This is a genomic window from Marinobacter sp., from assembly GCF_048259445.1.
In the GTDB taxonomy this organism is placed as follows: Bacteria; Pseudomonadota; Gammaproteobacteria; order Pseudomonadales; family Oleiphilaceae; genus Marinobacter.
Map to the genome: position 1 here is coordinate 47,595 of NZ_JBLXHQ010000024.1, position 12,433 is coordinate 60,027.

Sequence of the window (12,433 nt, forward strand, 5' to 3'; positions counted from 1 at the left end):
ATCATAGAGGCCGGAGCAGACAGGCACGCAGCGCTGCTATCCGAGATGAATTGAACGCGGTTTTCCGCTATCCTTCTCGCTTCTGATTCGAGCCGCTCAGACTCCACCCTTCTTCCTTTCCGGGTTGAATATGTTCGACGTTATTTATTCGCTTGAAATGATTGGAATTATCGCCTTCGCGATATCGGGCATGGTGGTTGCCCGTTCCAAAAATATGGATCCCGTCGGCGTTTTTACCATCGCGTTTATTACCGCCCTCGGCGGCGGAACACTGCGCGATCTGATCATGTCGAATCACCCGGTTTACTGGATCAAGCACGAAGAACAACCCATCCTCATTCTCGCAATGGCGATCGTATTCAGTTACTGGAAACGCTCAGAGCGTATTCGCGAATCCTGGATTGTGTTCCCGGACGCCATCGGGCTGGGTACCTTTTCGATACTGGGGGCACAACTTGCACTCGATCTGGGCCATTCGTGGTTTATCGCCTCGTTGCTCGGCGTAATGACCGGCACATTTGGGGGGGCTCTGCGAGACACCCTCTGTAACGAAGTGCCCTTTATTTTCCGCAAGGACCAGATCTATGCTTCGATTTCATTCGCGGGGTGCTGGCTCTATTTCCTGTGTCAGTGGGCTCTGCAAAGCGAAGCATTGTCGCTGACGATTGGTTTGCTTTTTATTGTTATCGTACGAATGGCAGCAGTGCGCTTCGATATCCGCTTGCAACGCGATCCGACCCAACACTGATGGCGCTGAGACTTCATTCATCTCTTGGACTTGGAGCCCTCAACCAGTAAGATTACCATTTTTTCACGCAACTCTTTTTCAAACAGCTTATCCAGCTTGATTTTTTAACTTAACGACAGACCCCCAAACTCCACACTCTGGCATCCTGAGAGGCAGACACCCGTCATGCTCGAACGACTGTTCCAACTCCAGGCCCACGGCACCGATGTTCGTAAAGAACTGGTTGCGGGCATCACCACCTTCCTGACCATGGCATACATTATCGTGGTCAACCCAAGCATCCTGTCTTCCACTGGCATGGACTTCGGAGCGGTCTTCGTTGCTACCTGTCTGGCAGCTACGATCGGCACTTTGATTATGGGCCTCTGGGCCAACTATCCGATTGCTCTTGCCCCGGGCATGGGCCTGAACGCCTTTTTCTCATTCACCGTTGTGGGCAGTCTCGGATACAGCTGGCAGGTTGCGCTTGGTGCAGTCTTCCTTTCAGGCCTGATCTTCTTCCTGCTGAGCATTTTCAAAATCCGGGAATGGATCATAAACAGCATTCCCATGTCCCTGCGCTTCGGGATTTCTGCCGGTATCGGTTTCTTCCTTGCACTGATTGCGCTGAAAAATGCCGGCATTGTAGTGGACAACCCCGCCACACTGGTTGGCCTCGGTGAACTGAAATCTGCCGAGAGCCTGCTGTTCTTTGGCGGTTTTGTCCTGATTTGTGCCTTGTCATTCCGCCGCATAACCGGTGCCGTTATGATCGGCATTATTGCAGTGACCGTGATTGCGATGATGCTGGGCATGGTTGAATACAACGGATTCGTGTCTGCACCACCAAGCCTGGCACCTACCTTTATGCAACTGGATATCGCCGGCGCCCTGAATGTTGGCATGATCAGCATTGTATTCGCGTTTCTTTTTGTGGATCTGTTCGATACTTCAGGCACGCTGATCGGTGCGGCCCAGCGCGGCGGCCTGCTGGACAAAGACGGCAAGCTGCCCCGCCTTGGCCGAGCCCTGATGTCGGACTCTGTAGCGACTATGTCTGGCGCTGCTCTCGGCACCTCTACCACTACCAGTTACATTGAATCCACGGCGGGCATTTCTGCCGGTGGGCGCACTGGCCTGACCTCTGTGGTTGTAGCTTTGCTGTTCCTTGCATGCCTGTTGCTTTCACCCATCGCCAGCATTATCCCCGCCTATGCTACGGCACCCGCGCTGCTGTATGTTGCGGTGTTGATGGCCAGCGGCCTGAAGCTGATAGACTGGGACGATATTACAGAAGCTGCTCCAGCTGTCGTAACGGCGCTGATGATGCCCCTTACGTTCTCGATCGCTAACGGCATTGCGCTGGGCTTTATCACTTATGCTGTGATCAAGGCTCTGAGCGGGCGCTGGACAGATCTGAATGTGAGCGTTGTGGTGATCGCCATCGTTTTCATACTGAAATTCATGTTTCTGGACGCAGGTTAAACTGCACCCGGAATGAGAGCCTGATTTTTTATGGATTACTTTTCTCAAAGCATCAAGCAAGCCATCCGCACCGTTCCGGACTGGCCCAAGCCCGGCGTTGCATTCCGGGATATCACCACAGTTCTGCAGGATAAGACTGCCTTCCGGAAGCTGATAGATGCCTTCGTTCATCGCTACCACGGCCACGATATTGATGCTGTGGCAGCGGTGGATGCCCGGGGATTCATCATTGGCTCGGCCCTGGCTTATGAGCTCAATGCCTCTCTGGTACTTGTACGCAAAAAAGGCAAGTTACCGTTCGATACCCTGGTGGAAGACTACGAACTGGAATACGGAACCGCATCGGTGGAGCTGCACCAGGATGCGTTCAAGCCCGGCGACAAAGTGATACTGGTTGACGACCTGATCGCCACAGGTGGCACCATGCTGGCCGCCAGTCGCTTGATTCGACGTATTGGCGCCGAAATTGTGGAAGTCGCAGCGATGATTGACCTTCCCGACCTTGGCGGGTCAGCCAAACTGCAGGAAGAGGGGCTGAAGGTCTATACTGTATGTTCTTTTGAGGGCGAATAACGGCTTCGCCCAGCGAGGTAATACTCGAAGCACAGATGGAGCATTAGGAGGGCGTTATGGATCATTATCAGCACCACTGGAAAGATGGCACGCCGGTGCATCTGCCACTGGGGAAAATCGTCTGCATTGGCCGGAACTACGCTGAGCATGCGAAAGAGCTCAACAACCCGGTGCCGGCCGAACCCCTGCTGTTCATCAAACCGGCCACCTCGGCCACCCATGTGACACGCCCTCTGTGTTTTCCGGCCAATCATGGCCAAGTGCACTACGAAACCGAACTGGCTGTGCTGATAGGGAAACCACTCACCAACGCGTCTGTCAGCGAAGCCGGGGCGGCCATTCTCGGCTACGGCCTGGCACTCGATCTGACCCTTCGGGACCTGCAAAGCCAACTGAAAGAAAAGGGACACCCCTGGGAAAGAGCCAAAGCTTTTGATGGTGCCTGTCCACTGTCTCCGTTTGTGGCTGCTGAGCACTTTGCCAACGATCACATCACTTTCAGCCTGGATATCGATGGGCAGCGCCAGCAAAGCGGCGACACCCGGGATATGCTCTTTCCAGTCATTCCTCTTTTGGCCCATATAAGCAGCCATTTCACGTTACTGCCCGGCGATGTTGTAATCACCGGCACCCCGAAGGGCGTTGGCCCACTGCACGCAGGGCAAACTCTGGCACTGCAACTGGAGGATAAGTTGTTTGTCTCAACCAAAGTGGTTTAACTTGGGCTGACACAATCTTTCTTTCCGCAAGGAACGTATAGTCAGGCATGGCAAAAAAACCGGTTACCTCACGCAGTGGTCGTTTCTTCAAGCTTGCCGGCATGACTGCCTCGGTGGCTGGGCAGTATGCCGGGCAAAAAGCCCGTAGCCTGTTCAGCAGCGAAAACGACGACGGCGCTCGCAGTGAAAGCTATACCCGCATGGCAAACCGCATAACCGACACCCTCGGTGAAATGAAAGGTGCAGCCATGAAGGTAGGCCAGATTGCTTCCCAGACTCAGGATTTCCTGCCCAGGGAATTTTCGGATGCGCTTCAGAAGTTGCAAAAAGAAGCGCCACCCATGCCCTTCGAGATTATTCTTGAGCAGATAGAGACCGAGCTGGGCAAACCGGTAGGTGAGCTGTTTGAATACCTGCAGGAGACGCCATACGCTGCTGCATCAATCGGTCAGGTACACCGCGCGCGGTTACATGACGGTACCGATGTGATCATAAAGGTGCAGTATCCAGGCGTTGATGAGTCCTGCGATTCCGACCTGAAACAGTTACGCCTGGCTTTGAAGCTTGGCGGCCTGCTGAAAATGCCCAAAGAGTCTGTCGACCAACTGTTCACGGAGATTCGCGAACGCCTGCGGGAAGAGCTGGATTACGAGAACGAAGCCCGCAACATCGAACTGTTCCGGGAGTTTCACGAAAACGATCCCTGGGTGGTTATCCCCTCCGTGATCCCCGGCCATTCTACCCGCCATGTGCTTACCCTGGTGCTGGAGGAAGGCGATCATGTGAGCGAGGTGACGCCGGAGCACTACGATCAGGCGACGATTAATCTGATCGGTCATCGTATGTTCACGACCATGGCGGATCAGCTGTTCCGGTTTCAATGCATTCACGGCGATCCTCACGCGGGCAACTTTGCATATCGGCCGGATGGCAGCATTGTGATGTACGATTTCGGCTGTGTTAAAAAACTTAAGCCGGAGATTGTTGAGGCTTATCGCAATGCTGTTACGGCGGCGCTGGAACAGGACTATAAGGCGCTGGATGCGTATCTGATTGACTTGGGTGCGCGGGTTGGAAGCCAGCCAGCTATTGATGAGGCCTACTACGCCATGTGGCGGGATATTCTCGTGGTGCCGTTTAATTCCGAGCAGCCTTATGATTTTGGGGAGTCGAGTATTCACAAGGATGTGGCGGCGAAGACAAGCACAGTGTTCAAGTATCTGGATTCGTTCAAGCCGCCGGTTGAGAGCATTTTTATTGACCGGATGATTGCAGGTCACTATTGGATGCTGAAGCGGCTGGGGGTTCAGGCTGCTTTTGGTGAGGAGCTTCGTCGGTATCTTGCTGAGTCGCCCTGATTCGTGGTTTAGGCGCTGACGGCCTTGGCGGGATGCGGTTCCCAAAACACGCTGTGAATACGTCCGTGTACGCTTGGCTCCGCCATCCATGGCTCCGCACAGTTTTGGAAGACGTATCCCGCAAAGGCCTGTCGTGTAATTGAGTTTTCCGCCCTGAAAAGCTCCGCACAGTTTTTTGAAAGCTACCAGCCACCGCTGCCTATCTTGCCAGGAAATTTGCTATCCACTCGGCAACGCCCTCTCCTGCGCCTTTTCTGATAACCCTTGCGCGGGAAACACCTGCTGTTTCACCCGGGTCTACCACAGTAATCGGTACGTCTCTCTCCACCTCATGCACCAGACCGGCAGCGGGATAGACTTGTAGCGAGGTGCCGACGATCAGCAGGTCGTCTGCAGTGCGGACTATGTCTGCCGCTGCCTCTAACATGGGAACTTCTTCGCCGAACCAGACTATGTGGGGGCGCAGTTGCTGGCCGAGTTCGCAGTGTTCGCCCAACTTTATGTCACGGTAACCTATGTCATAAACCAGTTGAGGGTTGACCGAGCTGCGGGCTTTGGTGAGTTCGCCGTGGAGGTGGATAACTCGGCTGGAGCCGCCGCGTTCGTGCAGGTCGTCTACGTTCTGGGTGACGATGGTTACCCGATGGTACTTTTCCAGTTCACCCAGCAGTTTGTGGGCGCGGTTTGGCTGGGCGGTGGCGAGTTGGCGTCGGCGTTCGTTGTAGAAGCGTAGCACCAGTTCCTGATTGCGGGCGAAAGCTTCGGGAGTGGCAACGTCGTACACACTGTGTTGCTCCCAGAGACCGCCGTTGTCACGGAAGGTAGAGAGGCCACTTTCGGCGCTGATGCCAGCGCCGGTGAGTACTACGATGTGCCGTTGCATTAGTCGAAGATCTTTCCGGGGTTGATGATGCCGTTGGGATCAAATACTTGTTTGATTCCTCTCAGGTAAGCAATTTCCGCCTCGCTGCGGGTATATTGCAAGTAGGGCTTTTTGGTCATGCCGACGCCATGTTCGGCGGACACGCTGCCCTGATATTTTTCGACGATTTCGAACACCCACTTGTTAACCTGCTGGCACTTTTCGAAGAAGTCTTCTTTTGCCATGTCTTCCGGTTTGAGGATGTTGAGGTGCAGGTTGCCATCGCCAATGTGGCCGAACCAGATGATTTCAAAATCCGGATAGTGTTCAGCTACCAGCTCATCGATTTCCTGCAGGAACCCAGGAACCTTGGAAACCACAACGGAAATATCGTTTTTATAGGGCGTGCGGGGCGCAATGGATTCCGAGATGCGCTCGCGCAGTTGCCACAGGTTTTGCGCCTGAGTTTCGCTCTGGCTCATAACACCATCCAGTACCCAACCGTTTTCCATGCACTGCTCAAACAGGCTCATGGCGTCGTCCATTACCTGGTCAGAGGTCGCCTCAAACTCCAGCAGCGCATAATAAGGCGCTTCGGTTTCAAAGGGTGCCTGCACTTGTCCGTGAGCCAGAACATGCCCCATGGCCTGGTGCGAGAAGAACTCATAGGCAGTCAGATCAAGACCGCCCTGGAAGGTTTTGAGCACGTCCATGGTGTTGCCAAGGTCGTTCAAACCCAGCACCAGCACGGTGAGGCTATCCGGCTGGCGGGAGAGCTTCATGGTCGCTTCGGTAATAAAGCCCAGCGTTCCCTCAGCACCAATGAACAGATGGCGCAGGTCGTAACCGGTGTTGTTCTTTGCCAGATCCTTGTTCAGATCAAGGATGTCACCTTTACCGGTCACTACTTTGAGGCCAGCCACCCAGTCGCGGCTCATGCCGTAGCGGATTACTTTGATGCCTCCGGCGTTGGTCGATATGTTTCCACCCAACTGGCTGGAGCCCGCAGACGCAAAGTCGACAGGGTAGTAAAGGTTGTTCTCTTCGGCAAAATTCTGCAGCTGTTCAGTCACAACGCCAGCCTGGCAGCGCACGAGGCGATCGCTGGCACTGAAATCGAGAATCTGATTCATATTGTCAAATGCGACGACCACTTCGCCGTTGGCTGCCACGGCCCCGGCACTCAAGCCGGTGCGGCCGCCGGAAGGAACCAGTGCAATGCGGTTTTCGTTCGCAAACTTCACCAGCGCCTGAACCTGTTCAGTGGTTTTCGGAAGCACGATGGCCACAGGATCAGGCGTATAGATACGCGTCCAGTCCTTGCCGTAGCTTTCAAGATCAGCAGGATCAGTCAGTACCTTTCCAGGCGCCTCGCCGGTTGCAACCAGCTCTTTCAGGGAAGCAATGATCTGTTCGGATTTCATGAAGGCATCAGTCTCGTCAGGGTTGGGCCGGTGGCTCTGGATACAAAGTTCTCAGTTCACTTGATCCAGGCGAACCGACACACTGTGAAAAGTTGCTTTTATGGTATCATACCGCCCCTGTTCTGTGAGCCAGCCCGGATGATGACTGGTTACAGGTCACTTCAATGCGACGAAAGGTTCGGAAACAAAGCCCATGTCAACGACGTCTCTCGAAAAGAGCAAAATCCGCATTCTGCTGCTGGAAGGCGTGCATCAGTCCGCACTGGATACCCTGAATGCCGCTGGCTACACCAACATTGAGTACCTTAGTCACTCACTGGCCGAGGAAGATCTTATTGAGAAGATTGCCGATGCGCACTTTGTCGGCCTTCGCTCCCGCACTCAGTTGACCGCGAAAGTATTCGAGGCCGCCAAGAAGCTGGTTGCCGTGGGTTGTTTCTGTATCGGTACCAATCAGGTGGACCTGCAGGCAGCGACCCGTCGCGGCATCGCAGTATTCAATGCACCGTTTTCCAACACCCGCAGTGTCGCTGAACTGGTTCTCGCACAGGCTATCCTGCTGCTTCGAGGCGTTCCCGAGAAGAGCGCCAAGGCGCACCGCGGCGAATGGCAAAAGTCGGCAAAAGACAGCTATGAGATCCGTGGCAAGAAGCTGGGCATCATCGGTTACGGCAACATCGGTACCCAGTTCAGCGTGCTCGCCGAAGGTCTGGGTATGGACGTCTATTTTTACGACGTAGTGTCAAAGCTGTCTATCGGCAACGCCACTCAGGTGGGGACCCTGCAGGAACTGCTCAACATCGCGGATGTTGTGAGCCTGCACGTACCAGAAACGCCGTCTACCAAATATATGTTCAAGGCCGAGCAACTGGCTCAGATGAAGCCGGGCTCTATCCTGATGAACGCCTCAAGAGGCTCGGTTGTTGATATTGATGCACTCGCCGACTCACTGAGAAGCGGCAAGCTGCTGGGCGCTGCGATTGACGTGTTCCCTGTCGAGCCCAAGTCAAATAACGAAGAGTTTGTTTCTCCGCTGCGGGAATTCGATAACGTGATCCTGACTCCGCACGTCGGTGGCTCCACGATCGAAGCCCAGGAAAATATCGGGCGCGAAGTGGCTGAAAAACTGGCCATGTATAGCGACAACGGCACGTCCGTATCTTCTGTGAACTTCCCGGAAGTTGCGCTGCCCTCACATCCGAACCAGCACCGCCTGCTGCATATCCATGAGAACGTGCCGGGCGTGATGTCCGAGATCAACCAGGTATTCTCCGAAAATGGAATCAACGTTTGCGGTCAGTACCTGCAGACCAAAGAGGACATCGGCTACGTGGTGATTGATGTAGACAAAGCCTACGGCGAACTTGCTCTGGAGAAGCTGCTCCAGGTAAAAGGCACTATTCGTGCCCGCGTGCTGTTCTAAGCCGCATGCGCCATAAAAAAACCGGAGCACGCAGCTCCGGTTTTTTTATGTCCGGCGGTAATACCGGAGCCCTGATCGTTAACTTGACCGATTACTGCATCGGAACCAGGGTCAGCTCTACGCGACGATTTTGTTCACGCCCTGCAGAGGTGTCATTGGAGGCAACCGGGTAACGCTCACCGTAACCCACCGCACGTGTGCGCCGGGATTCGATACCCTGATTAAGCAGAAAGTCACGCACTGAGCCGGCACGACGTTCACTGAGCAACTGGTTGTAGCTGTCTGAACCCGAGCTGTCTGTGTGGCCTTCAATCTGGATAATGGTTTTGTTGAATTCTTTCAGCACCAGAGAAACAGACTCGAGGGTATCCGTGAAACCACCCCGGATTGAGGACTGATTCAGGTCGAAGGTGATATTACCGGGCATGATGAGCTCGATCTGGTCACCATTACGAACGACACGTACACCGGTACCTTCCAGCTTCTGCCGCAACTGGGCCTCTTGCCGATCCATATAATAGCCAATGCCACCACCAACGGCCGCACCACCCGCTGCGCCGATCAGGGCGCCTTTGCCGCGGTCACTCTTACTGGAGGTTGCAGCGCCGACTGCGGCGCCACCGATCGCACCGATAATGCTGCCTTTGGTGGCATCCGAGGTCTTCTGCTCGCCTGTGTAAGGGTCATAGGTCATACAGCCGGCAAGGCCCATGGTCGTCACTGCTAATGCAAGCATTGTTTTCTTCACAGCATTCTCCTGTGGCTGATTGTTTTGCAGGCGCATTTAAACTCTCTGGCACCCTTATCAGGGAGAATCAGGAGTTTCAGGGGCGCCTGCTATTGGATGATCGAAGGTATCGATAATTGTATTGAACACGGTTGCCTGTAAATCCTTGGCTTCGTTCACCAGGTGATGACGACCGTCGGCGATTCTCACTTCCTCTACCGAAGCAAACTTGTTACGGATAATTCTTAAATTGTGCTGCCAGTCTACTGTCTGGTCTTTTTCGCCCTGAACTACAGTAACCGGGAAGTCCACAGGGCGAGCAGATTCAATGTGCGGTATCCAGGTGCGCAAAGCACTTACCCAGTCCACGTGAACGGCTCTTGCCTGCAGTGGATCATGCTCACGCAGGAAGCGTAAAAAGCGGGTATTGCCGCTGTTTGCCGCAAATACACGCTGCCACCGGGTAATAAAGGGCCTCACCAGGGTGTGCAACACTTTGGCTCCAAGCCAGCCTGCGGGCCTTACCAGCGGTGCCAGTAAAACCACTTTGCGGAACTCCGATGTTTCCCGGGAGTGGTGGTTCGACAACAGGTAGTCAATCAGTATGGCACCCCCTGTACTCTGTCCAACCGCAAACCAGGGCCCCCGGATTTTATCGCGGACATGAGCCAGTACTTCTGACAATACCCCCTGATACTCCAGGAAACTGCCAATTGCAGCCGGCGTGCCACTGGATAGCCCATGGCCCGGCTGGTCATAGGTCAGCACATCGAAACCAGCTGCAAGGCAACGCTCAATCAACTGGCTGTATAAACCTACATGATCAAAATAGCCGTGCAGGATGAACACAGTACCACGCTCTGCACGAGGCTCAGGCAGCCGAAAATAGTGCACCATTACTTCGTGCCGGTCTGCTGTTACATAGCCCTGATGGTAGGCAACATCCGGATGCTCAACCCAGAGATCAAGACCATAAAACCGGCAGTACGCCACCATCTCCTCGCTGAGCTCTCTGCGCTCTTCCGGATCAAAAGGCTCTAGCCTGTCCAGCAGGGATTTGCGATTCCAGTCCGGTATTTCTATGGTATCCGTTTTCCAGTACACGTAGAGTTAAACGCCTGTCATGAATAGATAATACGAATTAAGATGCACAATCCTAACCCATAGCGGGGGCATAACACAGATGTTGCAACATCTTCTTGAAACCGGACTGCGCCAGACCATGAATCGGCTGGTCAGGCCGGCACTTCATCCAGCAGTACCGGTTTCGGTTCAGCGTACACTAACAACCCAGGCCTACCGAAGCTCTGTGCCGCCCCGCGGCTGCCGTTTTCAGACAGCTACATTAGCAGGCATACCAGTCATAAAGAGTTCCTATGGCCAGACCTCCCGGGGCGCTGTACTTTACCTGCATGGCGGCGGCTATATCATCGGCTCCGCCGCCACCCACAAAGGCCTTACCGGGCATCTGGCCAAAAGCAGCGGCTGCATGGTGGTTACACCGGATTATCGCCTGGCTCCGGAACACCCTTTTCCGGCTGCACTGGACGATGCAGAAGCAGCCTGGCAGGCACTGATTGATGAAGGATTTGCGCCCGGGCAAATTGCCATTGCCGGCGACTCTGCTGGCGGCGGACTGGCTATTGCGCTGGCCATGCGGTTGCGAGACAGCGGTCAGCCCTTACCGGCCTCCCTTACGGTTTTTTCACCCTGGATGGATCTGACCCAGGAAGCGCTGTATTCACCCGAATGCGAGCCGGTGCTGCAAGCACGCTGGACAGCCAAGGCGGCGAAACTTTACGCCGGTCAGGAATCTCTGCGTAACCCGCTGATTTCACCGATTTTCGGCAACCTTGAGGGTTTGCCCCGGATATTGATTCAGGTTGGGAGCCAGGAAATTCTGCTTAACGATGCTGAGCGACTCGCAAGTGCAGCCACAAAGGCCGGGGTAAAAACTCGCCTTGAGGTGTTTAACAGCCTTTGGCACGTTTTCCAGGTTCACAGTGGTCAGCTGGACAGAGCAACCGCCGCCGTACAAACCGCTGGCGAACACATCAGAGAGCATCTGGCAGACTGAGCTCCCCGAGCGCCAGCGCTTCTTTGCGCTGCCGCGGCCATTGCTTGATGTGCCATTCCAACTTTGATGCCCGGCTGCGGTCGCCGGCCGGCGAACTGAACACCAGCTGCAGCGGGCCCTTGCCCCTCAGGCTTCGCGCGCCTTTGGGTGCGCCGGCCTGGTGTTCAGCAAAACGGCGGGGGACGTCTGTGCTAATACCGGTGTAAAGCGCCCCGCTGGCGGTGCGTACCATGTAAACAAACCAGTCACTAGCCATCAGTCAACACCTGCGCCCTTGCCTTCACCTTTTTCTGCTGCAACCAGAGGCCTGCCATGATCAGCACCAGACCGATATAGGTCGACGGCAGAATCTGCTCTCCAAGAATAAAATAGATAAACACGAGAGACATGAAAGGCGAGATGAAGATCAGATTGCTCACTCTGGAGGTGTTTTCAGCCTTTTTCATAGCATAGGACCAGAGCACAAAAGCGATACCCATCTCGAACACACCTACGTAAACAGCTGCCGCCAGTGAGCCTGTTAGCGGGAGCACCAGGCCTTCTGTCCACCAACAGATCAGGGCAATCACCGGAAGGCCAAACAGGAAATTCAGAAACAGCCCGACCACAGGATCCCGCTTATCGCGGGTGGCAATAATCCAGTAGGAAGCCCAGACAAGCGTGCTGCCGATTGCCAGTGATACGCCCAGCGGATCTGAGAAGCTGAGAGTTGTAACGGCGCCACGCGTGGCTATCACTACAACACCGGCATAACACACCAGCCCGGCGATAATATCCAGCTTGCGCAGGCGGTGTCCCAAAAAAGGTACCGACAGATAGGCCAAAACCAGCGCCCAGGTATAATTTAACGGCTGCGCCTCTTGGGCAGGCAGCCGGTCAAAAGCGCCGAACAGCAGAAAATAATACAGGCAGGGGTTGATCAGCCCCATACCAAACGACTGGACGTATTGCTGTTTGCGCAACGAAAAAACCAGGTGCCAACGCTTCTGCAACAACAGAATGCAGCCCATAACCAACACAGACGAGGCGCAGGCAACCAGCAGCATTTGCACTGGTGC

General features: G+C 54.6%; 13 protein-coding genes. 7 read left to right on the plus strand and 6 right to left on the minus strand.

Annotated features, from left to right (window positions below; all coding sequences use genetic code 11):
• Positions 1-130 precede the first annotated feature (130 nt).
• From ACN0RL_RS15715 to ACN0RL_RS15735, 5 genes are all read left to right on the plus strand, one after another.
• A complete protein-coding gene (locus ACN0RL_RS15715) occupies positions 131-748 on the plus strand; it encodes a trimeric intracellular cation channel family protein (RefSeq protein WP_417518471.1) in 618 nt (205 codons plus the stop codon).
• A gap of 165 nt (positions 749-913) precedes the next feature.
• The gene (locus ACN0RL_RS15720; RefSeq protein WP_417518473.1) at positions 914-2,212 is read left to right on the plus strand and encodes an NCS2 family permease; all 1,299 of its coding nucleotides are present in this window, start codon (positions 914-916) and stop codon (positions 2,210-2,212) included.
• Between the two features lie 30 nt (positions 2,213-2,242).
• Positions 2,243-2,785, plus strand: a complete 543-nt coding sequence (locus ACN0RL_RS15725; protein ID WP_417518475.1) for an adenine phosphoribosyltransferase — start codon at positions 2,243-2,245, stop codon at positions 2,783-2,785.
• Positions 2,786-2,841: 56 nt separating this feature from the next.
• Positions 2,842-3,504, plus strand: a complete 663-nt coding sequence (locus tag ACN0RL_RS15730) for a fumarylacetoacetate hydrolase family protein (protein ID WP_417518477.1) — start codon at positions 2,842-2,844, stop codon at positions 3,502-3,504.
• A 47-nt stretch (positions 3,505-3,551) separates the two neighbouring features.
• Positions 3,552-4,862 carry an ABC1 kinase family protein gene (locus tag ACN0RL_RS15735; RefSeq protein ID WP_417518479.1) on the plus strand — a complete coding sequence of 437 codons (1,311 nt, stop codon included), beginning with the start codon at positions 3,552-3,554 and terminating at the stop codon, positions 4,860-4,862.
• 199 nt (positions 4,863-5,061) lie between these two features.
• Here ACN0RL_RS15735 and ACN0RL_RS15740 read toward each other — a convergent pair whose 3' ends face one another.
• Together ACN0RL_RS15740 and ACN0RL_RS15745 are read right to left on the minus strand one after the other, a co-directional pair.
• The gene (locus ACN0RL_RS15740; protein WP_417518481.1) at positions 5,062-5,745 is read right to left on the minus strand and encodes an SIR2 family NAD-dependent protein deacylase; all 684 of its coding nucleotides are present in this window, start codon (positions 5,743-5,745) and stop codon (positions 5,062-5,064) included.
• On the minus strand, positions 5,745-7,148 hold the full coding sequence (locus ACN0RL_RS15745; RefSeq protein WP_417518483.1) for an FAD-binding oxidoreductase: 1,404 nt from the start codon (positions 7,146-7,148) through the stop codon (positions 5,745-5,747). The genes ACN0RL_RS15740 and ACN0RL_RS15745 overlap by 1 nt, the downstream gene beginning before the upstream one ends.
• A 193-nt stretch (positions 7,149-7,341) precedes the next feature.
• On the opposite strand from ACN0RL_RS15745, the gene serA reads away from it, so the two are divergent.
• Positions 7,342-8,571 (plus strand): phosphoglycerate dehydrogenase, encoded by a 1,230-nt coding sequence (gene serA / locus ACN0RL_RS15750; protein ID WP_417518485.1) that lies wholly within the window; start codon positions 7,342-7,344, stop codon positions 8,569-8,571.
• 91 nt (positions 8,572-8,662) lie between these two features.
• Here serA and ACN0RL_RS15755 read toward each other — a convergent pair whose 3' ends face one another.
• Together ACN0RL_RS15755 and ACN0RL_RS15760 are read right to left on the minus strand one after the other, a co-directional pair.
• Complete coding sequence (locus ACN0RL_RS15755) at positions 8,663-9,319, minus strand: OmpA family protein (protein ID WP_417518487.1); 657 nt, start codon at positions 9,317-9,319, stop codon at positions 8,663-8,665.
• A gap of 57 nt (positions 9,320-9,376) precedes the next feature.
• Entirely contained in the window at positions 9,377-10,402 is a 1,026-nt protein-coding gene (locus tag ACN0RL_RS15760; RefSeq protein WP_417518489.1) for an alpha/beta hydrolase, read from the minus strand.
• A 79-nt stretch (positions 10,403-10,481) separates the two neighbouring features.
• On the opposite strand from ACN0RL_RS15760, the gene ACN0RL_RS15765 reads away from it, so the two are divergent.
• Positions 10,482-11,375 carry an alpha/beta hydrolase gene (locus tag ACN0RL_RS15765; protein ID WP_417518491.1) on the plus strand — a complete coding sequence of 298 codons (894 nt, stop codon included), beginning with the start codon at positions 10,482-10,484 and terminating at the stop codon, positions 11,373-11,375.
• On the opposite strand, the gene ACN0RL_RS15770 is transcribed toward ACN0RL_RS15765, so the two are convergent.
• Together ACN0RL_RS15770 and ACN0RL_RS15775 are read right to left on the minus strand one after the other, a co-directional pair.
• Complete coding sequence (locus tag ACN0RL_RS15770; RefSeq protein ID WP_417518493.1) at positions 11,353-11,631, minus strand: GIY-YIG nuclease family protein; 279 nt, start codon at positions 11,629-11,631, stop codon at positions 11,353-11,355. The genes ACN0RL_RS15765 and ACN0RL_RS15770 overlap by 23 nt on opposite strands.
• Positions 11,624-12,433, minus strand: an 810-nt coding sequence (locus ACN0RL_RS15775) for a DMT family transporter (protein ID WP_417518495.1), incomplete at its 5' end; no start/stop codon positions are given. The genes ACN0RL_RS15775 and ACN0RL_RS15770, both read right to left, overlap by 8 nt.

What these genes read in the sequence shown, in the direction of transcription:
- ACN0RL_RS15715 (WP_417518471.1), top strand. Translation starts at nt 131, where the DNA reads ATGTTCGACGTTATTTATTCGCTTGAAATGATTGGAATTATCGCCTTC.
- ACN0RL_RS15720 (WP_417518473.1), top strand. Translation starts at nt 914, where the DNA reads ATGCTCGAACGACTGTTCCAACTCCAGGCCCACGGCACCGATGTTCGT.
- ACN0RL_RS15725 (WP_417518475.1), top strand. Translation starts at nt 2,243, where the DNA reads ATGGATTACTTTTCTCAAAGCATCAAGCAAGCCATCCGCACCGTTCCG.
- ACN0RL_RS15730 (WP_417518477.1), top strand. Translation starts at nt 2,842, where the DNA reads ATGGATCATTATCAGCACCACTGGAAAGATGGCACGCCGGTGCATCTG.
- ACN0RL_RS15735 (WP_417518479.1), top strand. Translation starts at nt 3,552, where the DNA reads ATGGCAAAAAAACCGGTTACCTCACGCAGTGGTCGTTTCTTCAAGCTT.
- ACN0RL_RS15740 (WP_417518481.1), bottom strand. Translation starts at nt 5,745, where the DNA reads ATGCAACGGCACATCGTAGTACTCACCGGCGCTGGCATCAGCGCCGAA.
- ACN0RL_RS15745 (WP_417518483.1), bottom strand. Translation starts at nt 7,148, where the DNA reads ATGAAATCCGAACAGATCATTGCTTCCCTGAAAGAGCTGGTTGCAACC.
- serA (WP_417518485.1), top strand. Translation starts at nt 7,342, where the DNA reads ATGTCAACGACGTCTCTCGAAAAGAGCAAAATCCGCATTCTGCTGCTG.
- ACN0RL_RS15765 (WP_417518491.1), top strand. Translation starts at nt 10,482, where the DNA reads ATGTTGCAACATCTTCTTGAAACCGGACTGCGCCAGACCATGAATCGG.
- ACN0RL_RS15770 (WP_417518493.1), bottom strand. Translation starts at nt 11,631, where the DNA reads ATGGCTAGTGACTGGTTTGTTTACATGGTACGCACCGCCAGCGGGGCG.